Origin of the sequence: Serratia sp. OS31 (assembly GCF_014164835.1) — a bacterium.
In the GTDB taxonomy this organism is placed as follows: domain Bacteria; phylum Pseudomonadota; class Gammaproteobacteria; order Enterobacterales; family Enterobacteriaceae; genus Serratia; species Serratia liquefaciens_A.
In genome coordinates this window covers 39,076-65,527 of the sequence record NZ_JACJFQ010000026.1, presented here as the reverse complement: position 1 = coordinate 65,527, position 26,452 = coordinate 39,076, and the positions used below count along the sequence as shown (strand labels likewise).

21 protein-coding genes and 1 pseudogene are annotated in these 26,452 nt (G+C 56.3%); 6 read left to right on the top strand and 16 right to left on the bottom strand.

Annotated elements, in window-relative coordinates; all coding sequences use genetic code 11:
• The first annotated feature begins 104 nt into the window (after positions 1–104).
• Both mrdA and H5P17_RS19505 read left to right on the top strand, forming a co-directional pair.
• Positions 105–2,030 (top strand): penicillin-binding protein 2, encoded by a 1,926-nt coding sequence (mrdA, locus tag H5P17_RS19510; RefSeq protein ID WP_182824714.1) that lies wholly within the window; start codon positions 105–107, stop codon positions 2,028–2,030.
• Positions 2,031–2,132: 102 nt separating this feature from the next.
• Entirely contained in the window at positions 2,133–3,851 is a 1,719-nt protein-coding gene (locus tag H5P17_RS19505; protein ID WP_182824712.1) for a penicillin-binding transpeptidase domain-containing protein, read from the top strand.
• 280 nt (positions 3,852–4,131) lie between these two features.
• Here the strand turns inward: H5P17_RS19505 and osmB are convergent, their stop codons facing one another.
• On the bottom strand, positions 4,132–4,344 hold the full coding sequence (gene osmB / locus H5P17_RS19500; protein ID WP_020826833.1) for an osmotically-inducible lipoprotein OsmB: 213 nt from the start codon (positions 4,342–4,344) through the stop codon (positions 4,132–4,134).
• Positions 4,345–4,835: 491 nt separating this feature from the next.
• On the opposite strand from osmB, the gene H5P17_RS19495 reads away from it, so the two are divergent.
• Entirely contained in the window at positions 4,836–4,970 is a 135-nt protein-coding gene (locus tag H5P17_RS19495) for an AcrZ family multidrug efflux pump-associated protein (protein WP_044550993.1), read from the top strand.
• 44 nt (positions 4,971–5,014) lie between these two features.
• Here the strand turns inward: H5P17_RS19495 and H5P17_RS19490 are convergent, their stop codons facing one another.
• From H5P17_RS19490 to H5P17_RS19470, 5 genes are read right to left on the bottom strand one after another with little or no spacing between them, the layout of a single operon-like run.
• On the bottom strand, positions 5,015–5,776 hold the full coding sequence (locus H5P17_RS19490; RefSeq protein ID WP_182824710.1) for an amino acid ABC transporter ATP-binding protein: 762 nt from the start codon (positions 5,774–5,776) through the stop codon (positions 5,015–5,017).
• A complete protein-coding gene (locus H5P17_RS19485; protein WP_182824708.1) occupies positions 5,773–6,690 on the bottom strand; it encodes an amino acid ABC transporter permease in 918 nt (305 codons plus the stop codon). Before H5P17_RS19485 ends, H5P17_RS19490 begins: the two co-directional genes overlap by 4 nt.
• A complete protein-coding gene (locus H5P17_RS19480; RefSeq protein ID WP_182824706.1) occupies positions 6,687–7,601 on the bottom strand; it encodes an ABC transporter substrate-binding protein in 915 nt (304 codons plus the stop codon). The genes H5P17_RS19485 and H5P17_RS19480 overlap by 4 nt, the downstream gene beginning before the upstream one ends.
• Before the next feature lie 16 nt (positions 7,602–7,617).
• Positions 7,618–8,955, bottom strand: coding sequence for an LLM class flavin-dependent oxidoreductase (locus H5P17_RS19475; RefSeq protein WP_044550999.1), 1,338 nt, complete (start codon positions 8,953–8,955; stop codon positions 7,618–7,620).
• Positions 8,956–8,972: 17 nt separating this feature from the next.
• The gene (locus H5P17_RS19470) at positions 8,973–10,292 is read right to left on the bottom strand and encodes an MmgE/PrpD family protein (protein ID WP_182824705.1); all 1,320 of its coding nucleotides are present in this window, start codon (positions 10,290–10,292) and stop codon (positions 8,973–8,975) included.
• On the opposite strand from H5P17_RS19470, the gene H5P17_RS19465 reads away from it, so the two are divergent.
• The gene (locus tag H5P17_RS19465) at positions 10,279–10,521 is read left to right on the top strand and encodes a hypothetical protein (RefSeq protein WP_156033818.1); all 243 of its coding nucleotides are present in this window, start codon (positions 10,279–10,281) and stop codon (positions 10,519–10,521) included. The genes H5P17_RS19470 and H5P17_RS19465 overlap by 14 nt on opposite strands.
• Here H5P17_RS19465 and H5P17_RS26690 read toward each other — a convergent pair.
• Positions 10,518–10,613 (bottom strand): annotated as a pseudogene (locus tag H5P17_RS26690) (LysR family transcriptional regulator); the annotation flags it as partial. The gene H5P17_RS19465 and the pseudogene H5P17_RS26690 sit on opposite strands and share 4 nt — an antisense overlap.
• Before the next feature lie 114 nt (positions 10,614–10,727).
• Entirely contained in the window at positions 10,728–11,591 is an 864-nt protein-coding gene (locus H5P17_RS19460) for an alpha/beta hydrolase (protein ID WP_182824703.1), read from the bottom strand.
• Between the two features lie 185 nt (positions 11,592–11,776).
• Here H5P17_RS19460 and H5P17_RS19455 point away from each other — a divergent pair, with 185 nt between their 5' ends.
• Complete coding sequence (locus H5P17_RS19455; RefSeq protein WP_182824701.1) at positions 11,777–13,213, top strand: MFS transporter; 1,437 nt, start codon at positions 11,777–11,779, stop codon at positions 13,211–13,213.
• On the opposite strand, the gene H5P17_RS19450 is transcribed toward H5P17_RS19455, so the two are convergent.
• The 3 genes from H5P17_RS19450 to H5P17_RS19440 form a co-directional block, all read right to left on the bottom strand.
• The gene (locus H5P17_RS19450) at positions 13,192–13,593 is read right to left on the bottom strand and encodes a VOC family protein (RefSeq protein ID WP_182824699.1); all 402 of its coding nucleotides are present in this window, start codon (positions 13,591–13,593) and stop codon (positions 13,192–13,194) included. The two genes, H5P17_RS19455 and H5P17_RS19450, sit on opposite strands and share 22 nt — an antisense overlap.
• 82 nt (positions 13,594–13,675) lie before the next feature.
• A complete protein-coding gene (locus H5P17_RS19445; protein ID WP_182824697.1) occupies positions 13,676–14,923 on the bottom strand; it encodes an LVIVD repeat-containing protein in 1,248 nt (415 codons plus the stop codon).
• 9 nt (positions 14,924–14,932) lie between these two features.
• On the bottom strand, positions 14,933–16,006 hold the full coding sequence (locus H5P17_RS19440; RefSeq protein ID WP_182824695.1) for a sugar ABC transporter substrate-binding protein: 1,074 nt from the start codon (positions 16,004–16,006) through the stop codon (positions 14,933–14,935).
• Positions 16,007–16,229: 223 nt separating this feature from the next.
• Between H5P17_RS19440 and H5P17_RS19435 the strand changes: the two genes are divergently transcribed.
• Positions 16,230–17,318, top strand: a complete 1,089-nt coding sequence (locus tag H5P17_RS19435; protein ID WP_182824693.1) for an oxidoreductase — start codon at positions 16,230–16,232, stop codon at positions 17,316–17,318.
• A gap of 85 nt (positions 17,319–17,403) precedes the next feature.
• On the opposite strand, the gene H5P17_RS19430 is transcribed toward H5P17_RS19435, so the two are convergent.
• From H5P17_RS19430 to H5P17_RS19410, 5 genes are all read right to left on the bottom strand, one after another.
• Positions 17,404–18,825, bottom strand: a complete 1,422-nt coding sequence (locus tag H5P17_RS19430) for a hypothetical protein (RefSeq protein ID WP_182824691.1) — start codon at positions 18,823–18,825, stop codon at positions 17,404–17,406.
• On the bottom strand, positions 18,806–20,719 hold the full coding sequence (locus H5P17_RS19425; protein WP_182824689.1) for a hypothetical protein: 1,914 nt from the start codon (positions 20,717–20,719) through the stop codon (positions 18,806–18,808). The genes H5P17_RS19430 and H5P17_RS19425 overlap by 20 nt, the downstream gene beginning before the upstream one ends.
• Before the next feature lie 10 nt (positions 20,720–20,729).
• Positions 20,730–22,385, bottom strand: a complete 1,656-nt coding sequence (locus H5P17_RS19420; RefSeq protein ID WP_182824687.1) for a hypothetical protein — start codon at positions 22,383–22,385, stop codon at positions 20,730–20,732.
• Between the two features lie 9 nt (positions 22,386–22,394).
• Positions 22,395–24,227, bottom strand: coding sequence for a hypothetical protein (locus H5P17_RS19415; RefSeq protein WP_182824685.1), 1,833 nt, complete (start codon positions 24,225–24,227; stop codon positions 22,395–22,397).
• A 66-nt stretch (positions 24,228–24,293) separates the two neighbouring features.
• Positions 24,294–26,444, bottom strand: coding sequence for a hypothetical protein (locus H5P17_RS19410; RefSeq protein ID WP_182824683.1), 2,151 nt, complete (start codon positions 26,442–26,444; stop codon positions 24,294–24,296).
• Between the last annotated feature and the right edge of the window lie 8 nt (positions 26,445–26,452).

The window sequence follows — 26,452 nt, the reverse complement described above, 5'->3', positions numbered from 1 at the left end:
ACCTTTTAATGGGGAGCGCAAACCAATAACGCTATGCTTGCCGACTTTTCACTGCCCTGATTTATCTTGGGAAAATGTGACGTCTGACAGGTAACTCGCCACGTATGGCCCTATTAAAAGATAAAATTCGCGACCATTCCGCCGAAGAAATGTTGTTTATACGCCGCGCCGGCGTGGCAATGGTGTTGGTCGTCGCCTGTTTCGGCGTGCTGATCTTCAACCTGTACCGCCTGCAGGTAAAACAGCATGCGTTCTACCAGACGCGTTCCAACCAGAACGACATCAAGATGGTGCCGATTGCCCCCAGTCGCGGGCTGATTTTCGACCGCAATGGCATCCCGCTGGTGCGTAACATTACGCTGTACCAGATCCAGATTATCCCCAGCAAAATCGACAATATGACCGCGCTGCTGCAGGCGCTGACGCCGATTGTCGATCTGACGCCCGAAGATATCGCCGCTTTTCGCGATGATATGCACCACAATGGCCGCTACAAGCCGGTCACCTTGAAAAGCGGGCTGACGGAAACCGAGGTGGCGCGCTTTGCAGTCAATCAATACCGCTTCGACGGGGTGACGATTGACACCTATCAGCAACGGGAATATCCCTACGGTGCCGAACTGGCCCACGTGGTAGGTTACGTGTCGAAGATCAACGATAGCGATTTGAAGCGGCTGGACAAGGCGGGCCTCAGTGAGAACTATGCCGCCGACCACAATATCGGCAAACAGGGCATCGAGGCCTACTACGAGTCAGCGCTGCACGGCACCACCGGCTATCAGGAAGTGGAGGTGGATAACCACGGCCGCGTGATACGCCTGCTGAAAGAACAACCGCCACAGGCGGGCAAAAACATTTACCTGACGCTCGATCTGCCGCTGCAGCAATATATCGAATCGGTGCTCAAAGGGCAGCGTGCGGCAGTGGTGGTTGAAGACCCGCGCGACGGCGGTATTCTGGCCATGGTTTCCAGCCCCAGTTACGATCCCAACCCTTTCGTCAAGGGCATCAGCTATCCCGCTTATAAAGCGCTGCTGAGCAACCCCGACCTGCCGCTGCTCAACCGCGTCACGCAGGGGCTCTACCCACCGGCATCTACGGTGAAGCCTTACATGGCCACTTCCGCGCTGTTTGCCGGGGTGATCACCCCCAACACCACCTTCTTTGGCGCCCCGACCTGGACCTTACCGGGTACCCAACGCCGTTATCGTGACTGGCTTAAAACCGGTCACGGCATGCTGAACGTGACCAAGGCAATCGAAGAGTCCGCCGATACCTTCTTTTATCAGGTGGCGTTTGAAATGGGCATTGACCGTATTCACAGCTGGCTGAGCCAGTTTGGTTACGGTCAGGCAACCGGGATTGACCTGAACGAAGAGTATCGCGGCGTGCTGCCAAGCCGCGAATGGAAACAGCGGGTGCATAAAAAAACCTGGTATCAGGGGGACACCATCTCGGTAGGCATCGGGCAGGGATATTGGGTGGCTACGCCGATCCAGATGGTGAAGGCGCTAACAACGCTTATCAACAACGGCAAGGTGAAAATGCCCCATTTGTTGTACTCCATGCGGCAGGGCAACCTGGTGAGCCGCTACCAGCCACCGGCAGAGAGTGCGCAGATTGGCGATGCCAAATCGCCGTACTGGGGCATTGTCCGCAATGGCATGTACGGCATGGCCAATCTGCCAAACGGCACCGGTTATAAGCTGTTCCATACTGCGCCGTATCAGATTGCCGCCAAGTCCGGGACTTCACAGGTGTTTGGTCTGAAGGAGAATCAGACTTATAACGCCAAAATGATCCCGGTGCGGCTGCGCGACCATATTTTCTATACATTATTCGCGCCGTATAAAAATCCGCGGGTGGCGATGGCGCTAATTCTGGAAAACGGCGGCGGTGACGGCGTGGTAGCCGGGCCGACGGCCCGGGCGATCCTCGACCATATATTTGACCCGGCCAACGCTCCGCAGCCCGAGGATAACCAGAAAGTTAAACCGGAGTTAAACGACAGCGCGGATGTGCAACAGTAAACGCGTTTGTTTTTACTTTCTTACAAACTGCAATCTTCTCACTATTTCTGTCAGGGTAGACTGAAATAATCGCATAACGTTAATAAAAACGCAGGGTTAACAGTGGCGCCATCAACAAAAAAAAGCGGTAAAAATTATTCAACCCTTCGCTTTGGCTGGATTTGCGGTGGGATACTGGTCTGCTTTTTCCTGCTGGCCTTTCGGGTCGGCTATTTGCAACTGCTGGAACATCAGCAGTTGGCGGACCAGGCGGATCAGCGTTCGATCCGCACTCAGGTGTTGCCCACCAACCGGGGGATGATCACCGACCGCAACGGCGAGGCCTTGGCCGTCAGCGTATCTTCGAAAGATATCGTGCTGGATCCCAAGCACATTCTCGACACCCATACCGATATTGGCAATGAACGCTGGCAGAGCCTGGCTAACGTGCTGAAAATGCCGCTAACCGAGGTGCAAAGGCTGATCCAGGCTAACGCCCACAAGCGTTTTGTCTATCTGGCCCGCAAGGTCGAGGGTGATAATGCCAATTACATCAGCAAGCTGCATTTGACTGGGGTCAGTACCGAACAGGACTTCAGCCGCTTTTACCCGATGAGCCAGGATGCCGCCGGGCTGATCGGCATAGTCGGGCAGGACAATCAGGGGCTCGAAGGGATCGAATTGGGCTTTAACCACCTGCTGCAAGGCAAGAACGGCCTGCGGGTTTACCAGAAGGACGGCAGCGGGGCGGTGATTGGCGTGATCAAGAATGTCGATCCCGTACCGCCGCCGAACGTCACGCTGAGCATCGATAAATTCATCCAGTACGTGCTGTATGCGCAAATCCGCGACGGCGTGGTGGCTAACCAGGCCGATTCCGGCTGTGCGGTGCTGGTAAAAGTGAATACCGGTGAAGTGCTGGGGATGGCCAGCTATCCGTCATTCAACCCGAACAACTACGCCAATACGCCGGCCAAAGATATCCGCAACGTGTGCAGCAGCGACAGTTTCGAACCGGGGTCTACCGTGAAGCCGGTGGTGGTGATGGTTGGGCTGGAACACCGGCTGATTAAGCCGGATACCGTACTGGACACCACGCCTTACCGGGTCAATGGCCATTTGATCAAAGACGTTGGCCACTGGTCGAAATTGACCATTACCGGCGTGCTGCAAAAATCGAGCGACATCGCCGTTTCACATATTGCGCTGGCGCTGCCCGCCACCGTACTGCCTGCGGTTTACAAGAGCTTTGGATTGGGCCGGCCGACCGACCTGGGCATCGGCAACGAAAGCAGCGGTTATTTGCCGCAGCACCGTGAACGCTGGGCTGACATCGAACGCGCAACCTTCTCCTTTGGTTATGGTTTGCGTGTGACCCCGTTACAGATGGCGCGTGAATACGCGGCCATCGGTTCCTATGGCGTTTATCGGCCATTGTCGATCACCCGAGTGACGCCACCGGTGATGGGGCAGCGCATTTTGCCGGAAGAAACGGTAAAAACCGTAGTGCATATGATGGAAAGCGATGCCTTGCCGGGGGGCAGTGGGGTCAGCGCGGCGGTGCCGGGTTACCGTTTGGCGATTAAAACCGGTACCGCAGAGAAAATGGGCACCAACGGCAAATACGACGGCGGTTACATTAACTATACCGCCGGCGTGGCACCGGCCAGCGATCCGCAGGTGGCGCTGGTGGTGATGGTCAACAACCCGAAAGCCGGCAAGCACTTCGGTGGTTCGGTGGCTGGCCCGGTGTTCGGCAAGATCATGGCGCAGGTATTGGAACATATGAATATCTTGCCGGATGCCCAGCCGTTGAACGTCGTTTCTCAGGTTAAAGGCTAACCCGACGCTCCCCCTCTGCGGAGGGGGGGCCCAGTCACTTTTCAAAGTTACAAGATGGGCCGTGCCTCTTCGACCTCACGAGTGAAGTTAAGATAAATCTGGCGATTTTATTAAAACAGGGAATATTTTAAGCGTCGATGCTTTGTCAGGTGGGGAATATTTATAGATAAGACAATCTGATTAATTCGATAAAATAAAAATAATCTTATGCGCCAATAGGTGGCGAATAAAATAAATTCGGCCGGGTGTTTTCTATTGAGAACCACCCGGCCTGAAAATATTAACGGCTGGTTTGGTGGCCGATGATGCCGCCCAGCGCTGCGCCGCCCAAGGTACCCAGCGTACTGCCGTCGGTCAATACTGCACCACCCAGAGCGCCGACGCCGGCACCGATAGCGGTGTTGCGATCGCGGTGCGACATATTCCCACATGCGGTGACAGAAAGCGTTGCCATGATGATAACCATCACGCCTGCGGCACGTTTAAGGTTCATAAGAGTTTCCTGATAAATTGCCTAATTAACAGACAAAGAAAGCACTGATTAATCGGCCGGTAGAAGTTGAGATGAATGTATTCTGCCGAAAGAAAATAGAACAGGTAAATATTCTTAATTTTACGCCATCGGATTTTATTTAATCGCCATTTTACTTTGGGATGATGATTAAATCGCCAGCCTGTTATCTCTTAGGGCAGGTTGGATAATCCTTAAAACCCGTTAAAAATCCTAAGGCCCAGGGGGATTGGCTAATACGTGTTCTGGCCTGAATTGGCGTACGGGTACTTCAGGGTATGGTCGCCATCGTGTTGTCCCTGACAGAGAGCATTTTTTTGCATTGCGGTAATGCAACTGTGTAAGTTACATTAGCGACATTGAGTTGTGATCTGCATCACAGATTGAAAACAAGCAAAAATAACCTTAAGAAATTCCAGGGAAATTTTCCTTTCTGGGCAGGCTTTTTGCTGCTAAAAAACCAGGAGACAACGATGTTAGAAATGCTAGAGAGTTTGGCCACCGTGGTGATCATGGTACCGGTAATGATAGCCCTGTTGCTTGGCTCGATTTATGGCTTGGGCGAGCTGTTTAACCTGTTTTCTGCCGTTGGCGGGAAAAAAAGCTGACGCGGAAATAATGTTCGAGGGGCGCAATGCCCCCCGATGCAGGTTTAAAGTACCGTTGCCAGGAAATCACGCGTTCTTTGATGTACCGGTTCATCCAGCACCTGTTTTGCCGTCCCCGTTTCTACCACTTTCCCTTGATCCATAAAGATGATTTGGTCCGCCACTTCGCGGGCAAAACCGATTTCATGCGTCACCACCACCATGGTCATACCAGAGTGCGCCAGGCCTTTCATCACCTGCAGCACTTCGCCAACCAATTCGGGATCGAGCGCAGAAGTGGGCTCATCGAACAGTAGCACCTCTGGCGTCATCGCCAGGGCGCGGGCGATCGCCACTCGCTGTTGCTGTCCACCAGAAAGCTCGCGTGGCCAGGCGTGAATGCGATGTTCCAGCCCGACGCGGGCCAGCAGCGCTTTTGCCCGTTCCACCACCTGACTTTTCTTTTCCTTTTTGACCAGCAGCGGGGCTTCAGTGACGTTCTCCAGCACGGTGCGGTGCGGGAATAAATTGAACTGTTGGAACACCATACCGATGCTTTTGCGCTGTTCGGCTACTTCGCGTTCCTTCAGTTCATACAGCTGGTTGCCTTTTTGGCGGTACCCGATGAGTTGCTCGCCCACCCGAATGGTTCCGCCGTCGAGTTTTTCCAGGTGGTTGATGCAGCGCAGCAAGGTCGACTTCCCCGAACCGGAAGGGCCGAGGATCACCGTTACCGAGCCTGCCGGGATCTGCAGGCTGATATTTTTCAACACTTCGGTGCCGGAAAATGACTTGCGCACCTGGTTGATCTGAATGGCGGCGCTCATGATTGTGCCTCCTGTGACGGACTGGATGCGGCTTTGCGGGGACGGAACAGCCAGTTGCTGCGCACCGCCTGGCTACCACGGCCAAAATAGCGCTCAACATAGTACTGGCCGATCGACAAAATCGAGGTCATCACCAGATACCACAACGTGGCGACCAACAGCAGCGGGATCACCTCGTAGGTGCGCTGATAGATGATCTGCGCCGAATAGAGCACGTCCTGCAGGGCGATCACTGAGACCACCGCGGTGGTTTTAAGCTGCCCGATCACCTCATTGCCGGCAGGGGGCAAAATGGTGCGCATGGCCTGCGGCAAAACTACGCGCCACAGGATTTGTCCACGGCGATACCCCAAGGCCTTGGCGGCCTCCAACTGGCCACTGCCGACGCTTTGGATACCGGCGCGCACAATCTCCGCCGCATAAGCCGACTGATGCATCACCAGGGCGATCACCGCCGCGCTGAAGGTACTGATGATGGTGTTGGTCGGGGCGCTGGCCACTTCACCCAGGAAGGGGATCCACAGGCTGATGCGCGGGTAGAGTGCCGCGATGTTGTACCACAGGAAAAGCTGTACCAGCATCGGCACCGCACGGAAAAACCAGGTATAGAACCAGCTCACCGCCACCAGCACCGGGTTGGCCGACAGACGCATCAACGCCAGCAGCACGCCCCCGGCGAAGCCGAAGATCACCGAAATCACGGTGAGCTTCAGCGTCATGATCACGCCATTGATAATCGACGCTTCGGTAAAGTTTTCAGCCACTACCGCCCATTCGAAGCGCGGGTTATGCAGCATCGAATTGGCAATAATGCCGACGATCAGCAGCACCAACAGGGCGCTGAACCAGCGCCCATAATGCCGATGACTGACGATGCGCAGTTCGGCATCACCGGTCGCTTGTGGCCCATTCATTTTGCAATCTCTTCATTGATGCCAGCGGTTTTCACCGCGCCGAAGCCGATATCCCAACCGTCGAGGATTTTCTGGTAACTGCCGTCGGCAATCAGCGAGTTAAGCGCCGCCTGCACCGGTTTCACCAGGTCGGAACCTTTAGGTAAGGCGATGGCGACCGTGGTGCCTTCAATGTTGATGTCACCGGCCAGCACCAGCGGTTTAACGTGGGTTGCCTGATAACGCAGGCCTTCATACGGACCAAAGAACATCGGTACTCGTCCGCTGATCACCGCCTGAACACCGGCTGGACGGTCGGGGAAAATCGGAATGGTGATCGCCGGTTTTCCGCCGCTGACGCAGCTGTCGCTGGCCTGCTGCAAGCGGGTAATTTGTGAAGTGCCCGCCCCGGCGCCGACGGTTTGTCCACAAAGCTGCGCCAGCTCGGTGTAAGGGCCGAGGGCGGCATCTTTACGGGCGATCAGCGCCAGCTTGGATGCGTTGTAATAGCCGACAAAATCGACCTGTTGGAAGCGCTTCTTGTTTGCGTCGATATTGGCCAGGGCAACGTCATAACGGCCGGATTTAAGGCCGGGGATGATATTGTCGAAGCCGCCGGTATCCTTCCAGTGGATTGCCACGCCGAGGCGATCGGCGATGGCGCTCATCACGTCGATTTCACGCCCAGCCAGCGTTTTGTTGTCGGCTTCATAGAAGGTGGTCGGGGGCGTATTGGGGTTGGTGCCCGCCACGATGTAACCGGCTTTTTTTATTGCTTCCGGCAGGCTGTCGTGCAGTGCGGGATCGGCGCTGGTTTTTACCGCGGCGCGGAAGGGTACATCGCCTTCGGCGGCATAACCCACGGCCAGCGGAGCCAGGGTAGCGCTGGCCAGCAGCAGGGACAGTACGGTGCGTTTGAGGTTGGTTTTCATCATGTTTCCCTGCGAATTAAGCCGATTTTACGTTAGCGAAGTTGATTGCCGGTTGCGGCAGGCCCAGGTTTTCACGCAGGGTTGAATACTGATATTCCTCGCGGAACAGGCCGCGACGGCGCAGTTCCGGGATCACCAGTTCGACGAACAGTTCCAACTGATTCGGCAATACCGCAGGCATGATGTTAAAGCCATCGGCACCTTGCTGTTCCAGCCACAGCTGGAAGTCATCGGCGATCTCTTCGGCGGTTCCCACCACCACGCGATGCCCGCGCGACCCGGCAGCCACCGCAGCCAGTTCACGTAACGTCAGGTTTTCGCGTGCTGCCAGATCGGTCAACAGCTTCACGCGGCTTTGGCCGCCTTCGGTCGTGCCGACGTCCGGTACCGGGCCATCAAGCGGGAATCCGCTAAGATCGAAACCGAAGCGTGCCGAAAGCTGCTCGATACCGTTGTCGATGTCCACCAATTGGTTGAGTTGATACCAGGTCTCTTGCGCCTCGGCCTTGGTGCGCCCAATGATCGGCATCACGCCAGGCAGGATCAGCAGGTGATCCGGGTTGCGGCCGGCATCGGCGACAAATTTCTTCTGGCTGCGATAGAAGGCCTGGCCTTCTTCCAGCGTGGCGGCGGCGGTAAACACCACCTCGGCGGTTTCTGCGGCCAGCTGTTGTCCGGCAGGCGAAGAACCGGCTTCGATGATCACCGGGCGGCCCTGCGGCGAACGGGAAATATTCAGCGGACCCTGCACCGAGAAGTGCTTGCCTTTGTGGTTGGCGGCGTGAATTTTCTCATCGATGGCATACTTGCCGCTTTGCTTGTCGCGCACGATGGCGTCTTCTTCCCAGCCGTCCCACAGTTTGTAGCTGGCTTCGAGAAACTCGCGCGCCACTTCATAGCGCTCGGCGTGCGAAGGCAGATCGTCACGGCTGAAGTTGCGTGCTGCGTCGCTTGAGAACGACGTCACCACGTTCCAGGCCGCGCGGCCGTGGCTGATGTGATCGATAGAGGCCATGGCGCGTGCCAGGTGGAAAGGCTGATCGAAAGTGGTGGAAGCGGTGGCCGCCAGACCGATGTGCCGAGTTCTGACCGCCAGCGCCGCCAGCAGCGTCAGCGGCTCCAGGCGGGACAGGGTGGAAGGCAAACGGTGCACGCTGGTCGCCAGCGCATCGCCGACGAAGAACATATCAAAGGTGCCTTCTTCGGCCTTTTGGGCAATCCAGGTGAACCAGTCAATGTCCGTAGGTGACCCGCTGGCCCCTTCGGCACGCCAGCCGCCGACGTGATGGCCCAACGCCTGAACAAACAGGCCGAGACGTAATTGACGCGATGGTGTTGAAGGTGAAGTACTCATAATTATTCCTATATTTATTATTGGTTTAATAATTCAATTAAGCGGCTCAGCGCGGCGGGCTGCGTTAGCGCGCAGTCCTCAATCACGCGCTCACCGTTCAAATGCGGCAGCAATAGCAGGATGCTGCGCAGTTTCGCGCCGACGTCGGTCTGTCGGGCTGCGGTTTGCTTTCTTGTGACGATGTCACTTAATTGGCGGCCGTCGTGCAGCGTTAGCGTGACGCGGTGGAAGCGTAATTCCGCATCCAGCTCGTCTGGCGGTGCCGTCAGGTCTGCATGGCGTTCAACCCGTGCCGCCAGGGCTGAAATGTTTGGGTCAACGAGGGCCTCACCGTAGTGCATCAAGGGTACGGTGCCGCTATACAACGCATCGGCGATGACATATTCCAGGCTGAAACGCGCTTCAACTCCGTTTGACGGGCGGCGAATATAGGGCGCGGTATCAGCACCGGGGGGGAAACTGACCTGGATCTTGGCGATGGCAGCGGAAATATCCTCGACGGCAATGCCTTGTTCGAGCAGGCGTTCGCGCAGGATAAATGCGGCCTCCGCAGCACTGTGGGTACCGCCGCAGGTGGGATAGCGTTTAAATTCCAGCCCCGGTTGCAGGATACGCCACGGCGCTCCCCAATCGGCGGTCAACAATTCAGGCCGCTGCCGTCCGTCGCCATGCGAGCTCAACAGGCTGTCTATCACGCCTTCCGGCTGACCGGTAAAACCCAGTTGCGCCAGCAGCACGGCATTGACTGCCGCCCGAGCGGCGATCCCTGCGTGCAACGGCTTGGCGGCCGATCCGAACTGACTGCGCAGCCCGGCAGCCTGGGTGGCAGCCAGCCCAAGGGCGACCTGCGTTTGCGGCAAGGTGAGTTGTAAATAGCGTGCCGCCGCCGCAGTGGCGGCAACGGCACCCAGAGTGGCCGTGCTGTGAAATCCCAACTGATAGTGTTGGGTACCGGCAGCCAGCCCCAGTCGTCCGGCTGCCTCTACGCCAACGACATAGGCGGTCAGTAGCGCGTCAACGTCCGGGTTATCGCCGGTCAACGCCAGCAGTGCAGAGAGCACCACCGTGGTGGGGTGGCCACGCAGCGCGGGGTGATAATCGTCAAAATCCAACGAATGGCTGATGTAGCCGAAATAGAGCGCACGGTTTTCGGCACCGACCGGCGGGAACACTGTTTTTACCGCTGTCAGGCCGCTGTCGGTGAGTGCGCCCTGGGCGATCGGTAATGCGCAGGCGAAATAATCTATCAGCCCAAGGCGGGCGGCCGACAGGGCTGATGCTTCGGGCCGGCTGTCCAGCACCCGACGGGCAAATTGAGCGGTTATGAGCGATGACAAGATAGAAAACCTGATTTTTTATGCGGTTATGTGCCGGCCTGCGATTCAGATTTCATTGTGTGGCGATTTCATTGACCCCGAAAGAACGAACGGAAATTTCATATTTCAAAATGGAATATCACGAACGCCGTTCCCGGCAATAAAGCTGGCCCAATGCCGCATGGCATCTGGCTTAGTCATTTTAAGGCAAAGCAAAGTCGCAATTTGGCGTAAGAAAAAAGGGCGCTAAAGCGGGAACAGTTGTTCACTCAGCAGATCGATAAACACCCGCAGTCGGGGCGTCAGGTGCTTGCTGGATGGCCAGAGAATTTTAAAGCTGCCAATCTATGTTTGGCAGCAGGGCATCATGCTCTGGTGGGGTGATCGCGGCGCTGGCGACGATCGCGCTTAAAATCAGGCTCTACCCTCGAATGGGCGCCGCAGTGACTCACGGCGTCACTTAATCATTGCCATAACCTGTTGGAACAGGGTGCTGTGGGGATTGGCCAACTCGTTAACCAGCGTGAAATGGTTGTTGTGCCGATCTTCCAACAGCGCCACATTCAACCCTTTTTCCCGACAGGCGGCGAAGTAAGCCAGCGTCTGGTTTCTGAACCCCTGAGTTTCTTTGGCGCCGACGTCGAGCAGGATCTGCGGCGCATTCACCTTTTCCGGCAGTATAAACAGCGGGCTGAGGGTTGCCGCCTGTTCCGGCGTCAGGCGCATCCAGTCATTGATGTAGATATCACACAGCGGTCGGATGTCGTACAGGCCGCTCAGCGCCAGCGCCCCTTTGATCACGTTGACGGGCACCTGATACCGGTGCTGCCAGTCATCGGCAATCAGCATGCCGCACAGGTGGCCGCCGGCCGAGCTGCCGCTGACAAAGATGCGTTCTGGGTCGATGCCGTACTGGCCGGCGTGGTGGTAAAGCCAGGCTATTGCGCTGCGAACCTCGCGGACGATTTCTGCCAGCGTGGCTTCAGGTTGCAAGGTGTATTCCAGCGTGGCGACCGCTACGCCATGCTGGGTGAAGTTTGCCGCCATCGAACAGGCTTCTTCCTTACGCTGAGAGTGCCAATAACCGCCGTGAATAAACACCAATAGAGGGGAAGGCTGGCGGGCTGCAGGGAATAAATCCAGGCGCTCGGCGACGCCCATCCCGTAGTGGATATCGTAAATCCCCGGCGTCTGCGCTTTGGCCTGCGCGGCCAGTTGTTCATATTGCGCCATGCAGGCGTCAAAATCTTCTACCGAGGCGCGGGCGTTGTACTGCACGGCGCGCATGGACAGATCATCAAACAGCAGGTCGATTTTCATATCTATCTCTCCTTGAGGTGACCCCTCATCATCTACCTGAAGCCGTTTTGGCGTTTGCTTGTTAATGCGGGTACGGGTTCGCGGTGATGAGGCGTCTGATGCACTGATAAACTGCATTTGCTGCGCCTTCCGCCTTCTCTGCGGACGGCATAGGCTACTGACAGGTTCTTTCAGGAGTCAGCAACATGAAGTCAATAACCCAACATGCCAGCCCGCCGGCCAATTTGCGTGGGATCCTTGCCAGCCTTTGTTTGTCGATGCTGGTTTCCTCGCTGGGTGCCAGCATTGCCAACGTGGGCTTGCCGACGCTGGCGCAGACGCTCAACAGCTCTTTTCAGGCGGTGCAATGGGTAGTTATCGTCTACCTGCTGGCCGTTACCACCTCGATTATTGCCATGGGCCGTTTGGGAGACAGGATGGGGCGCCGCCGTCTGTTGCTGACAGGGATTGCCCTGTTCACCCTGGCGTCCGGATTCTGTGCTGTTGCACCCGCCATCTGGCTATTGCTGGCGGCGCGCGTTGCGCAAGGCTTGGGTGCGGCAATCATGATGGCGATGACCATGGCGCTGGTCGGTGAGACGGTGGGTAAAGACAATACCGGCCGTGCCATGGGGTTGCTGGGCAGCATGTCGGCCATCGGCACGGCGCTTGGCCCCTCGCTGGGGGGCGCACTGATAGTGGGTTTCGGCTGGCGGGCGATGTTTCTGGTCAACATACCGGTGGGCATAGTGGCCTTTCTGCTGGTTTATTGCTCCCTGCCGCAGGGAGAACGGCAACGGCAAAAAGAACGCGGTCGGTTTGACTGGCCGGGGACCTTACTGCTTGGGGGGACGCTGGCCTGTTATGCGCTGTCGATGACGTTGGGGCGCGGTGACTTTGGCGTCGTCAACCTGGCGTTGTTGCTGGGCGCGGCGCTGGGGATGGGGTTATTTGTCCGGTGGCAAAAGCGTACGGCGCTCCCGTTGATCCAATTGGCGCTGTTCAGCCAACCGGGGCTGAGCGTCGGGTTGGCGATGAGTGCGCTGGTAATGACCATCATGATGACGACGCTGGTGGTAGGGCCATTTTATCTGACGCATGGGCTGGGTTTGGCGGTTGGACAAGCGGGGCTGGCGATGTCGGCGGGGCCGATAGTCGCCGCGTTGCTCGGGGTACCGGCCGGTCGGTGGGTAGATCGCTTCGGGGCGCAAAGGATCACTCTGGTGGGGCTGACGACCATGGCTGCTGGGGCAGGCATCATGGCTATGATGCCGCTGAATCAGGGCGTGTTCGGCTATGTGGCTCCCCTGTGCCTGATGACGCTGGGCTATGCGCTCTTTCAGGTCGCCAACAATACGGCCTTGATGAAGCATGCCGCCCCTGAGCAGCGTGGGGTGATCTCCGGCATGATCAACCTCTCGCGCAACCTTGGCTTGATCACCGGCGCTTCGGCCATGGGGGCGTTGTTTCTGATGGCAACCCACACCGGCGATATCAAGTTGGCTTCGTCACATGCCGTTGCGAATGGCATGCAGATCACCTACCTGGTTGCCTGTGCGCTGGCGGCGTTTGCGCTGGTGATGGCGGCCAGAAACGGTGGCGTCCGCCCGCCCGAGGATGATTACAGCAGGTCCCCCCGGTAGGTGATATGAATTTTGTTGCCGTCCGGATCGCGTAGATAAGCTCCAAAATATCCCTTGCCGTAATGAGCCCGCTCGCCGGCTTCACCTTCCGAAGTGCCGCCCGCAGCCAGCCCGGCGGCATAAGCTTCCCGAACCTGTTGTTCATTCTGGGCGGTGAACGCCACCATACTGCCGTTGCCGGCACTGGCCGGCAGTCGGTCATAAGGTTGGTAGGCGTAAAAACGCGGCAATGTCCGGTCAGGCAATACCCAGCAACGAGCACCGGGGCCGCCATCGGGCGTGACCGGGCGTTGCTTTAGCCCCAATGGCAGCAAAATCGCATCGTAAAATACGGCGGCTTTGTCCAGATCGCTGACGCCTACGGTGATATGGCTAAACATAGTTTCCCTCATTTGACCCTGGTTACACGTTCGGCCATCTTAGACCCAACGCGCGCAAAATGATCGGCGCACGGCAGAATTTTCAGCCCAGATATTCAATGATCGACAAACCGCCGTTGTAATCCGTGCTGTAAATGATCCCCTGAGCGTCGACAAAGACGTCGCATGACTGAATAACCTGCGGACGGTCAGGGCGCGTATCCATCATTCTCTCCGGCGCAGCGGGAACCAAAGCGCCGGTTTCCTTCGGTTGATAAGGGTTGCTGATGTCGTAGGCGCGAACGCCGGCATTTTGGTAAGTGGCGAAAATCAGCGTCGAACTGATAAAGCTGCCAGGACGGTTCTCATGCAGATTATGGGGCCCGAAGTGCGCGCCTTTGCTGACGTAATCGCGTTCATCCGGCTGCGGAAAGGTCGCGATACTCACCGGGTTGGTCGGTTGGCGGATATCAAACAGCCAGATCAACTTTTCGCCGTCCTGCTGGTTGTCGAGCACCGCCTCGTCCAACACCACCAGCAGATCCCGATCCGGTAGCGGCAGTGCGGTGTGGGTGCCGCCGCCAAACGGCGGGCTCCAGTTGCGATGGGCAATTAACTGCGGTTGACTGCGATCCTTGATGTCCAACAGGGTCAGCCCCCCGTCGCGCCAGCTGGCATAGGCGGTATCGCCGCTGATGATCGCATGGTGCAGAGCGTAGCGCTTGCCCTCCGGCCAGTTGGGCGTTTCACCCCCGGCGCTGTGCATACCCGGCAGCCACCAACGCCCGGCAATTTGCGGATGGCGAGGGTCGGCCAGATCGACGGTCAAAAAAATGTAGTCGCTGTAGCCGTCGATCAGAGCCGAGACGTAAGCCCAGCGACCGCCTACGTACCAGATGCGGTGCACGCCGATGCCCTCCAGCGCCAGAAAACCAATCTCCCGTGGCCGGTCCGGGGTGGAAATGTCGAAAATACGCATCCCGGCGCTCCAGCCCCGGAGATCGCTGTTAGATACGGTCTGGCTGATGGCGCGGGTGTAATAGACTTTTTCATCGGCGAAGCGGACGTCGGCAAATAAATCCCGGGCGTTAATCACCAGCAACAAATCGTCATGCGCCTGTAAATGTACATTCCAGGTGCCGGCAGGCGCAGGGATAAAGCCGGCGGGCCGTGGGTGCTTCACATCGCGCACGTCGACGATGGAAAACCCCTGCGAAACCATATGGCCGATATAGGCATAGCCCCGATGAACCATCACTTGCACGCCGTCCGGCCTGCCGCCCTGATCGCTGTGGCCGACCAGCCGCATATTGCGGCTGTACTCGGGCTGCACAAGGGGTTGCGTTGCCATCTCCGCTCCTTATTTTTTAGCCTGTTGCGCTTCAAGCGTGGCGAACCAGGGGGCGATGAAATCGTCCGATTTACCCCAGTCCGGGATCACTTTCGCCAGAGAAGCGACGTTGGTGGCCTGCGGATGGCTGAGCAACAGGGCTTGCGGGATCGCCGCAGCTTTAAATTCATAGGTCGCCGGGGTTTTTTCGCCGCCAATTTTATTGGCCACCAGGCGCAGGTTAACGGCGCCGATCAGCTTGGGATCAACCGCCACGCTGAGCTTCCAGGCGCTGTCTTTAGCGCGCATCAGCGCCAGATCCTGGTTGGAGATATCGATACTGTAGAGTTTGATTTCGGTGCGGCCATTCTCCTGCAGGGCCTTATAGGCACCCTGGCTAAACGCATCCCAGGTGCCCCAGATGGCATCGATTTTGCCCTTCGGGTATTTGGCGAGGATCGCGCCAATTTTGTTGGCTGTATCGCCCTGAACGTCGGAGGACACCGCACCGATGGATTCAAGCTCTTTAATGCCGGGCTGTTGTTTGAGCAGTTTCTGGTACTGCGCCTGACGCCGCTCCATGGGTGGGAACCCCGCGACCCATAACTTGACGATATTCGCCTGGCCATTGAAGTCTTTCACCAGTTGGCCAAATGAAAGATCGGTTAATGAAGCGTCGTCCTGCTGGCTGAGGGTCACGCCCGGAATTTCGCCCTGAACGGCGGTATCAAAGGCGGCCACCGCAATGCCGCTGTCGGCGATGCGTTTGAGCAGGGAGGTTGAGTAGGGATCGCGCCCCTGTGACAGAATAATGCCGTCGTATTTCTGGCTGATGGCCTGGTTGACGAAGTCCTGGAATTTGGCGTCGTCACCGTTGGTCAGGAAGGTATTGACCTGAAAGCCCAGCTTGCGGCCTTCCTGCACTGCTCCGGATACGAACTGCGTAGTATTGTCGTCCGAGCCCAGATTGCGGATCACCGCAATGCGGATCGGCCCCTGATGATTCGCTATCGCTGCCGGGATCGGGGCGGCTGTGGAGGCGGACAATGCGGGGAACACGGCGAACAGGCTTAGCGCCAGAAGTGAGGTGTTGAACAATTTCATTGAGTTTTACCCTGCATGGTTAAGCATCATTAAAAAGCGAGAGGACAATTCATCGTTACCATTGGGATGGCTTTTTATTGAAAGGATGAATTGTGGCAGCCAGTTTCCATGGCGGGCCGGCGGATGACAATGAACGAAAAAACATAAGCTAATGCAAAAGAGTATTAGTGATTGGCGTCCTCGCCCCTATGATGGCAATAGCTGATAAAATAAGGACTTGAGCATGAGTGATAACTCCATTCGCGTGGTCGCCGGCCCCGCCAACTATTTTGCTTTCCCCGGAGCCATTGACCAACTGGCGCAATTTTATTCCCCGCAGCAGCTGAGAAATGCGCTCTGGGTGTATGGCGAGCGCGCATTGGCGGCGGCAAAACCCTGGTTACCGGCGATATTCGACGATGCCGAGGCTCGTCGGGTGCTGTTTAACAGCCACTGCAGTGAGAGTAACGTGCAGGATATCGTGCGCCAGGCCGGCGCGGATCGGCAGGTGGTGATCGGCGTTGGCGGCGGTGCCGTGTTGGACACCGCCAAAGTGGTGGCCCGTCGCTTAGGGCTGCCGCTGGTGGCGATCCCGACCATTGCCGCCACCTGTGCCGCCTGGACGCCGCTCTCGGTATGGTACAACGATCAGGGGCAGGCATTGCGCTATGAGATTTTCAATGACGCCAACCATCTGGTGTTGGTAGAACCGGAAATTATCCTGCGTGCCCCGCGGGAATACTTGCTGGCCGGTATCGGCGACACCCTGGCAAAATGGTATGAAGCGGTGGTGCTTAGCCCGCAGCCGGAACGTTTGCCGTTAACCGTGCAACTGGGTCTCAACACCGCACTGACGCTGCGCGACGTATTGCTCAACCAAAGCGAAGCGGCGCTACAGGCTCAGGCAGAAGGGCAATTGCGTCAGGACTTCCTTAATGTGTTGGAGGCGATTATCGCCGGCGGTGGTTTGGTGGGTGGACTGGGCGAACGCTATACCCGCATTGCCGCCGCACATTCGGTGCATAACGGCCTGACCGCGCTACCGCAAACCGATGCCTTCTTGCATGGCACCAAGGTGGCGTACGGTATTCTGGTGCAGAGCGCACTGTTGGGGCAGCCGGAAACCGTGGCGCAGCTGATAGCGCTTTACCGGCGGTTGGATTTGCCGGTCAGTCTGGCAGCGTTGCAGGTGGATATTCACGATGACACGCAAATCAAACGGCTGATCGAACGCACCCTGCAACAGGGCGAGTCGATTCACCTGCTGCCGATTGCGATCAACGATTCCAGCTTGCGCGCTGCGCTTAACTTTGTGGAGTCTCAGAGCGCGTAACTGACAGGCCTGGGGGAAGCGGAATTTCCCCCGACCTGGGTTGCTCTGCATAGCCTGCCGCCGCCGCTACCGGCAGAGCTGTCGTTTACGGTACGTAAATGATCTCGAAGCTGGAGGTTTTATCGTAGTAGGGCGTCATGCCGCCATCGACGTAGAAAACCTGCAGATCATAATGATAAACCAGCTTTTTATCTGGATTAAGGATCAGATCCAGGGCCGAAACCTTGATAGTGACGTCATGATTGGGGTGGTCTTTGTTCAGCTCCAGGGTCTGGTTGTCGATATTGACCAAAATGCGTTTAATCGGACGCGGTCCCGACGGGTCATAAGCCGCACTGTCGCTTCTGAATTCAAGGGTTTTGTCGATATCCACCGGGGCGGACTGTTTGATAAAGTCGCGCACCTTGTCCTGATATTTGGCCTCCAGCGCCAACATCACCGGCAGATGGTCCGGATTGAAACCGATGAATTGCACCGCCAGATACCCTTTAAGCAGCAGGTTTTGCGGTGAGCGATCGAATAACGCGTCCCAGATCAGCGCAAATTGCTGGGCGGGTAGCGTGAAGGAATCGACAATGCCGCTTTGCAGATTGATCAGCGCATTTTTCTCCTCGGTTTTACCCTCGGGCAACGCCAGCTGCAACGTCAGCGTGTCGGCATTGGCGAACGGCACCAGCCTGGCGTCCGCTTGCATTAGCGAAAACTGTTCTGTGGCGTTGGCAATTCGCCCCTGATTGACCTTGGGTAACAGGAAGTAGTCGAAGGTCACCTGGACCTCCCCCAGCGAAGTGGCGTGTTCAGGGGCGGAGAAAGAAATCGACAGCATGGGTTTGCCGTCGCCATCGGTGGCCAGCAGGAAGGTATCGGGCAGGTAGTAAAGGTAATTCTTGCGCACATAATCCTGATAGTAGTTGTACCACAGCTGTTGATACTCCAGCGGCGTCAGGATCAGTTGCAGGCGCGGCGGTGGCGGCAGGATGCCCTGATAGATATACGGGTAGTAGTTTTCGGCAAAGTAGAAAATCTTGGGATCGGTGACGGTATTGGTAATGCCGTGCTCGGTTTTAATCGCGACCACCAGCGTGGTTTGCGCATCGTAGTCGGACAAGGCCCGCAGCAGGGCGTCACGCTGCTCCAGCCGCTGCAGATCAAGCTGCGCCTGGTAGCGGTTTTCCTGTGACGTCAGCAGCACCTGATCGAAGATCATCTCTTCGGCGCTGCCGAAGCTGGTAAAACTCAGCACCACATAGGGTATTTGCGGCACCTGACGGCTGAGCGCGAAGTCCAGTTTCATGCTCCAACTGGTGCCGTCGGTGCTGGTGGCAATCTGGTAGCGGGTTTCGCCTGAAACAACCTCGGTGCAGACCTCGGCGGTCAGATCCTCCGCCGCCATGGGCGCAGCCCGTCGATAACGCAGCTGTTTGGCGGTGACGTCAGGAAACTGTTCGCGCGCATTCTGCAGAATAATTTGGTTCAGTGCCACCAGGTCATTGAGAAAGGTATTCATGGTTATCCTCAGTAGATTCGGTTTGGGCCAGCGTTCTGAATTGGTTCAGGCAGGAAGAGGTCCAGAGGAAGCGCCCGTCGTGCCGACGGTATAGCGGGCTTTCCAAGGGTTCCGCGGGCCATTGCCAGCGGGCCAATGCGTCAATCACGGGCGAGAGTTGCGGGATCCCCGCCTGTTTGGCGTACTCCAGGGTGGTGCGCCATTCGCCGGGGTGGGCGTAATAGGGGGTTAGCGTACTGAGCCGATCGTAACGGCCGTCGCTCCATTGCACCGCCTGATTCAGCATCTGAATAATGCGTCGGTAGGCCGGCAATACGGCACCGTTTTCGCTCGTCAGCGTATGGAGCAGGATCAGCGCGTTGGTATTCACACAGCAATCCAGTTGGCGGATGTCGTTGTCGTCCTTCATCCAGGTATAAAAACTTTGGCATTGTGCCCATTGGTGCTGTTCGGCGACCAGCCGGGGATCGACCCGGCGTACCTGATAGCCGTTCATATGTGAAATCGTCTGGCTGACCCGTGACAATGAAATGCGGCCAAACTTGTACAGCAGCTCGGTGATGATGGCGGTGTCGTCAATATCTGCGCAGATGCTCTGGTTCTCCATCCATCGCGGATGGGCGGCGCTGGGCCAAAACCTGAAGTGGAACGGGCGGGCCTCGCAAGCCAACAAAAAATCGAGCGCTTTCTCAATAAACGGCGCGGTCTGCGGGGTGTAATCCAGGGTGCGCAACACCTGCGCAGTGACAAAAGCGTTTTCATCCTGATGCCAGCGTCCGTCCGGCGTTCTGACATGGGCGGCAAAGGCGCCGCTGGCACACTGTTGCGCCAGCAGTGTCGCCAGTCCCGGTCTTCCTGCCTTGATCGCCACAGGGGCTGTTTCCAGCGGCAACGCCTCAAAGCGGGTATTTTGCGGACTGAAGGTGCAACTGGTGGCGTGATGCCCTTGCAGATCAACCGAAAAGCCGACCACGTTGTACTGCAGGTCGATCTGCTTATCCACCAGCTGTTGCAACAAGGGCAATGCCTGACCGCTTTGCGTCAACAAGGCTTGCAGCGCCGGGAATACGCGCTGGTTATCACCAAAGAAACTGGCCGCCATGGTGAACAGGGTAAAACTTTCCAGCTTACCGTCTGGAGCGTAGACCAGGCTAAAACCGTAGGTGGTGGGTGGAAAACCCTCGTGACTCAAGGTTTGCTGCAGGGCTTGGTCCAGCAAGGGTTCCAGCGCAGAGAACAGCGCCTCGCAGCCAAAAAAGGCCATTACCGTCGCAATATCTGCGTGGGTGATGAGCGCGCTGTGCCACTGAAAGTAGTATTCGCGCGGCGAGGCCGGCCGCTCGGGATAATAGCCGGCCATCAGTAAAGATAAACCGGCTTGCCGGCAGTCTTTCGTCGGGAAATCTTCCGCGTCGCCAGGCCAGGCGCAATCTTCAGGCACCTCCGAGTACACCTTGGTTTTAACCGCCTCCGGGGTATATTTTCGACCTAACCAGGAGCCGAACCTCAGAGGGTGAGCGCTTTGGCGCTGCATATGGCCTATCTCGGCAAAGCAACGTTCAGTATCAGGTTCAACAGGCGAGGCAGTGATCTTTTGGCTGTGTCGATAAAAAGCCTCGATATCGCGGTTTTCAGCGTAGCGAGGTAAAAAAGGATCCAGCGTACAGGCAAGCGCCAGCGGCTTTGATGACGAAACGGTGAACTCTAGCGGGCAACCGTTATAACCCAGCAGGCTGGTGTTAAAGGCGGCGGACAGGCAACCGGAAGCCAGGCGAGCCTGGCTGAAACGGGCGATCTCGGGCGCCAGCGTGGTCCGTAAATAGGGTGCTTTTTGGCACAGGGCGCTTACCAGGGCGTTCCATGCCGCTGGTAATACTGCATTGCGTTCGACCATCGTCAGTCACCTATGCCACGGCCGGGATAACGATGGCCGGTGGATTTTCGGTGCCGTCTCGCGTGACGCTGTCACCACCGACCAGCAGATAGGTGATTTTGTAATTCACCGTCCAGGGTTTCTCGGTCAGGCAGCGATACTTGAAGGTTTGCTCTTCCGTCTTATCCGGATTAAACAGGTATTTCTTGGTTTTACGGCTCTGCTTGTCGTCCAGATAGGTCAGTTCGACAATCACCTGATTGCAATTTTCCCAGGAGAATTTTCGGTCGAGGAAAATCGAGATCTCGTTGAAGGTCAACACCGAACCGGGATCCAGGTTCAGCAGGGTCGAGGCCGAAATCGACCGTGGCTGATAGCTGCTGCTGCCTTCCCAACCGGTGGTAGCGGCAGACTTGAAGGCATATTCGCTGTCGATCACAAAGCGTTCATTCGGGTCTCTGCTGCGGGACATGACCTTGCTCCATTTACCGTCATCGGCAGTAAAAGGCTCGGAAGTATAAACCTGCTGGTTGTAACTGATTTTGAAGGTGGCGGCTTTAATGCCGTACTCGGCAAAGCCGTCTGGCCCCAGCACGGTGAAGTCGATTTTTTGGTAGAAAGGGTCGTTGACGTTAACTTCAATAAAGTAAGGCGGCTCCTTTTTGGCGCGCAGGATATCGCTGCCGATAAAGTTTTGCGGCACGGCAGATTGGCTGAGGGCTTTCGAAGAAACGTAGTTGAAGTTGAGGCTCTTGGTTTCTTCGATCCGCACCAGTTTTATCTCCAGAGAGGCACTGGGGAACAGCCCGCCCTTACCGCCTTCTTCTCCCTCTTTATTGCTCGAAATCAGCGAGTCCAAAATGGAGTCGCTGGCCGATTTGGCCTGGGTATTGCTGTCGTCATTAGGTTTGAGCGAGGCGGTAAAGAAGCTTTTCAGGATCTCTTCCTTGACGAATTGCAGCGCCCATTCTTTTTCTTTGGCTGCCTCTTCACTCGGCATGCTTTCGGTCACTTTGATGATCAATTTCTGATCCTGCTGCAACTTCTTGATCACGCTGTCAAAGCCCAGCCAGAAACTGGCGGGGGTTTCTACCGGGATTGGGATGTTGGCGCCGAATTTAAGGTCAAACTCCTTGTAGAGGCTTTCAAACTTGGCCTCGACTTCGACTTTTAACGCCGGGGTGATACCGGTAAAACCGAGGTTATAGGCCACGGCGGCCGGGGCCTGTGCCTTATTAAACGCGGTCTCGAGGATCACCGCCTGTTGCGGCGTCAGTTTGGCGCTGAAAATGGCGCTGTTATTGCCAAACAGGCTGGGGCACTGCGCGCTGATCAACTCACCGTTGGTGCTGCCTACATCAAGCACAAAAAAGTTTACCGTACCTTTGTCATAGGGGACCTGCGCCTTACGGGCGGTTTTCGGATCCACTTTCAGTTTCCGCAGGTATTCGTTGAAGGCACTGTCCAGTTCGGCGGGATCGATGGCGGTATTCACCTCGAAGTTAAGGTAACCCCCTTGCTGACCGGTGCCGTCGCCGGTGTACTTAATCAATGAAAAAATCGGTTTACCGTCTTTCTCTGCGATATGGATATCACCGGGTAAATACCAGAACTGATTGTCATCAGAGTCATCGGCAAAGAAGGTGATATTTTTGATGGTGGCGGTTTTTGCTCTGAGTAATAACATGGCGGTTCCTTAATTGAGGTTGGCGATATCGATATCGTCTTGAACGGTTGAGGTTTGGACGTACTCGGGTTTATCCCCTTGCCGGCCCGGTTGGTAGGTGAACCAGATCTCCAGGTCGACGCTAAGGCGTTGCGGATCGATTTGGTCGGCGCTGAACCGCTGTGGGGCGGCATCGGATTCGGTAAACTGAAAGACCTGCTGCAAGATGTCGTCATCCCCGGGCAGGTAGGCATAGCTGGCTGAAACCAGCACCATTTCGACCTGTTGCCAATCCATGTCGGCGGACAGCGTCAATACCCGTTGGTGGTACAGGCTGGAGAACAGATACACATCCTGGCTGGTGGGTTCGCTCAGTACCGCAGGGATATGGGGCGAATTGGCGGCGCAGCTGTACTCTTTGGTGACTTCAAACAGATAGAGGTCGGGGTTGGGCAGCATGACCGGATAGTTATGCTGCTGCGATGTCTCGCTAATCTGAAAACTTTTCGACAGGCTGGATGCCGGCAGCTTCATATGACGGCAGCGCAGGGTGACCAACACCGACTGGTACCAGCGCCAGTCAAATTGGCTGGCTGCCTTGATGACGAAATCATAGCGGCCATACAGCGACTCAATGTCCAGATAAACGTCATTCAATTCGGTTGGCAGAGGGCCGGAATTGACCGATCTCACGCCGCCCACCGCCTGGTTGAGATAGACGGTGAAGTCGTATTCGACCGGCCACAGCATTTTTCCGGTTTTCGGATCGGTAATGCTGGGTGACCTGAAGGTTTTAGGGCCGGTATCGTCCTTACGGAAGGTGAACTGCTTGTTGTCCTTGCCGTAACGCAAACGCACCGTGACCAGTTGGACGTTCGCATCCCACTCATCCGACAGCAGATGGACCCGAACTTCGCGGTGGGCGAAGAAGTCATCCTGCAGATCGCTCTGACCGATCACCCGATCGGCCTGATAGTCGGTACCGGCGACCAACTCGGCAAACAGTGCCTGCGGATAGAGCGAGCGTTTCACTACGGTGGTTTCGCTCAGCTTGCCGCTTAAACGTCGTTGATCAATATCCTCTACCGACAGCCGCTGCAGATAAAAACCGGGCTTTGGCTTGGCTTGTTGCGGCACATCGGCAAACACCGGGGTAAAAAACTCGCTGATCAAAATCTGCGTCAGTTCAGCCGCCGCCTGCGCAAAGTGGCCGTCGGGATCGGTATCTCTGACTTTAATGGTCACGACTTTTTCGCTGATTAACCGCGACGAGGTTTCTTCTATATCGACGGAGAATATCAACAGGTTGAAACCGAATGACTCCTGCAGAAACTGATAAACCTGGTCCCAGCGGGCCTCCAGTTCGAAAGTGGCCGGTGGCAGCTGCTGCAGGTAGTCAATTTTATAGCTGATGGCGATGGGCGCGGTCGCGGGGGTTGCCATCAGGCTCGCCAGCAGGGCGATATCCGCCTCCGGGGGGAGTTTGGCCAGCAGGTAGCAGTTCTGTTGGTCGCTCAATGAGGTTTTGTTGGTTTGGCCGGCGACAAAGCCGGGGATGTCCAGGGTGGCGCTACAGGCTATGGCCTGTAATGGCATTAATATCGCATCGCGAGGCATCTCTGGGCTGGCCGCTGCTGCTGCCTGCGCAGCCTCGTAGCTGCTGGCCAACTGGGTTTGCAGCGACAGCATGGCATAGTAAACCGTCGCCGGCTGGCTGCTGTTACGGAAAATCTGCAGCTGGACGGCGGGCTGGTTTCCATCGATAACGCTAATGCTCGGTGCAGCCGCGCAATAGTAATAAATGGGTCTGTCCGGATCGGCTCGGATAAAACAGATGTTTTGCACTACGATTTGGCTGTTCATAGCGACAATCCCATTTGATAAAGGTGAAGGCAGGGCAAAGTTGTTTCGCCCTGCGTTTTGTACCGATTAGAACGTCACCACTACGATGGTGCTGGTGCCCGTCACGGGTTTTTCAACGGTTTTCTCCTGGTTGTCCTCGCCGTAATACACCGTGGCGATGTATTTGATCTGCGGCACGTTGTCAGCTTCGACCTGCATCAGATCAAAGGTCAGATACTGGGTGAGGGATTTAGTATCGAACTCGGTCAGCGCCAGGGATTGGGACTGCGTGAAGTTCCATTTCTGATAAAACACCACCATTTCAAAGGTGATCAGCGTGATGTCTTTCTGGCTTGGCTTAAAGATAATGGTGTACTTCTGCGCCTTCGGCAGGGCGTTGGCGACCAGGATCTGATGACCGCGGATCAGCCCATATCCCGGCAGTTGCGGGTTGGTTTCAACCCCGCTGGGAATGTAGGTCAGGCTGTCGCCGTCCAGGGCATAGTAGTCGGTGGAGAAATAAATCGGTTTATCCACGTCGACGCCAATCGGATAGATAAAGGGCCTTGGCGGCGTAGATTCATTCACCACCTGATTATCCGTCTTGAGTTTGACCCCCTTGTCCGGATCGGAGTATTGCGTTTTGATCACCACCTGGCTAAAAACTTTCCAGCCCATAGGGTCGAGCAAGGTAGAGATATCGGCATAGACGATGCCGCATTCGGCCACGTTAATGGAGATAATCAAATCCTGATCGCTCTGAATTTCGCCGGAATGGTAGGGTTTGGCCTGCAGGCCGGTAAAGTTGACGGTGTAGGAATACTTAAATGCACGGCCCAGCTCGGGTTTGATAAACCACTTGCCGGTTTTTTTCGGGGTGCTGTCGCTCGGGGAAAACTGCAGGGTGCTCTGGTTGTCTTTATCGTAGATGGCGGTCACCACGATATTGGCGACGTTGTATTGCGCCAAATCGTCGGTAACGAAAAATTCAGGCTGTATGTACTGGTAGAAAGGATCGTTGAGGTCGTACTCTTTAAAGTACTCTTTCAGATTGGCTTCGCCGACGATGGATCGGATAGACGGCAACTGGGTCTGTGGGGCGATAGCGAAGGAAACCACCGAGTTTTCATCATAGACGCGGGTAAAACTTTTGGTTTCTTTGAGGCTGGATTGAAATTTATCAAAGCCGTCGGCGTCATTGAGCAATTCGAGGCTCATATCCAGCCCGGTTTGGCTGCTTAAAATCTGCTCTACCTGTTTCTGCCCCCAGGCGGTCAGACCCTCTTTCCACTTGATGTACTGGGCATCATCCATTCCCATTTCCTTGGCGGTCAACCCGACCTGAACGTCGATTTTGATGGCGCCTTTCTCGATATATTCACGCTCGATCTTTTTCTCATCGGCCGACCAGGTGTGGTAACTGATGCTTTGCGTCACCGACTTGGTGATCTCGCTGTCGTAGCTGACGGTGACCTTGGCCGCCGGCAAAGAGGCGTCCAGGTTAAAGTCGAAGCGAATGCCCACGCTGGAGTTCTTGTCGGTGCCTTGCAGCACCTGTTCGAACAAAGTAGCGCCTTCGCCGGTCAGCGACAGGCTGAAAACGGTATTGTTATCTCCCAGGCCGGAGGGTGACAGCGTGGTCGGGATCTGGCGGTAGAATTTGTCGTTGCTGTCGAGAATCAAAGCCGCCTGTGCCGAGGTGTATCGCGGTTGCATCAGCTTGATTTTTTCGGCATTTTCCGGCAGTAGCTGAGCAAGAAACTGGTCAGGGCCCTTGTTGGGATCGTACAGGGCGACAAACTTGCTGGCCTGTTCATCGTTCAGACCGCAGTTGCGCAGCGCGGTGTCCATAGTCGCTTTTTTGGTCGCGTTCTCGGGATCTGCCGCGTAGTCCTGTTCCGCTTTGACATACTTGACGATCAGGGCAGATTTCGCCTCCAGCTGGCTTTGGATATTGCCAAACAGCTGGGCGCGAATTTTGGCCTGCAGGTCTACCGTTGGGAACGGCAGCATCACGGTAAACTGCGCGTAGCCGCCCTGGGTGTCTTCGCTGCGATACTTGTAGAACATAAAGCTTGGACTGTTCGTATCCCTGGCGACAAACACCGGCGTTTCAGGCACCACGTAAAAAATGTCCTTGTCGAGGCTGTCTCCGTAACAGGTATAGGCGCACTCTTTAATGCCCAGGTATTTATCCGTGGGGATTTTGACCGATTGCTGCAAAGCGGTGGTTAACATAGGGTGTT

Coding starts and splice junctions, on each gene's coding strand:
- H5P17_RS19420 (WP_182824687.1), bottom strand. CDS start 22,385: ATGTTATTACTCAGAGCAAAAACCGCCACCATCAAAAATATCACCTTC.
- H5P17_RS19410 (WP_182824683.1), bottom strand. CDS start 26,444: ATGTTAACCACCGCTTTGCAGCAATCGGTCAAAATCCCCACGGATAAA.
- H5P17_RS19425 (WP_182824689.1), bottom strand. CDS start 20,719: ATGGTCGAACGCAATGCAGTATTACCAGCGGCATGGAACGCCCTGGTA.
- H5P17_RS19485 (WP_182824708.1), bottom strand. CDS start 6,690: ATGAATGGGCCACAAGCGACCGGTGATGCCGAACTGCGCATCGTCAGT.
- H5P17_RS19480 (WP_182824706.1), bottom strand. CDS start 7,601: ATGAAAACCAACCTCAAACGCACCGTACTGTCCCTGCTGCTGGCCAGC.
- osmB (WP_020826833.1), bottom strand. CDS start 4,344: ATGAACCTTAAACGTGCCGCAGGCGTGATGGTTATCATCATGGCAACG.
- H5P17_RS19415 (WP_182824685.1), bottom strand. CDS start 24,227: ATGAACAGCCAAATCGTAGTGCAAAACATCTGTTTTATCCGAGCCGAT.
- H5P17_RS19445 (WP_182824697.1), bottom strand. CDS start 14,923: ATGGCAACGCAACCCCTTGTGCAGCCCGAGTACAGCCGCAATATGCGG.
- H5P17_RS19490 (WP_182824710.1), bottom strand. CDS start 5,776: ATGAGCGCCGCCATTCAGATCAACCAGGTGCGCAAGTCATTTTCCGGC.
- H5P17_RS19475 (WP_044550999.1), bottom strand. CDS start 8,955: ATGAGTACTTCACCTTCAACACCATCGCGTCAATTACGTCTCGGCCTG.
- H5P17_RS19440 (WP_182824695.1), bottom strand. CDS start 16,006: ATGAAATTGTTCAACACCTCACTTCTGGCGCTAAGCCTGTTCGCCGTG.
- H5P17_RS19465 (WP_156033818.1), top strand. CDS start 10,279: ATGAGCGATGACAAGATAGAAAACCTGATTTTTTATGCGGTTATGTGC.
- H5P17_RS19495 (WP_044550993.1), top strand. CDS start 4,836: ATGTTAGAAATGCTAGAGAGTTTGGCCACCGTGGTGATCATGGTACCG.
- H5P17_RS19435 (WP_182824693.1), top strand. CDS start 16,230: ATGAGTGATAACTCCATTCGCGTGGTCGCCGGCCCCGCCAACTATTTT.
- mrdA (WP_182824714.1), top strand. CDS start 105: ATGGCCCTATTAAAAGATAAAATTCGCGACCATTCCGCCGAAGAAATG.
- H5P17_RS19460 (WP_182824703.1), bottom strand. CDS start 11,591: ATGAAAATCGACCTGCTGTTTGATGATCTGTCCATGCGCGCCGTGCAG.
- H5P17_RS19430 (WP_182824691.1), bottom strand. CDS start 18,825: ATGAATACCTTTCTCAATGACCTGGTGGCACTGAACCAAATTATTCTG.
- H5P17_RS19455 (WP_182824701.1), top strand. CDS start 11,777: ATGAAGTCAATAACCCAACATGCCAGCCCGCCGGCCAATTTGCGTGGG.
- H5P17_RS19450 (WP_182824699.1), bottom strand. CDS start 13,593: ATGTTTAGCCATATCACCGTAGGCGTCAGCGATCTGGACAAAGCCGCC.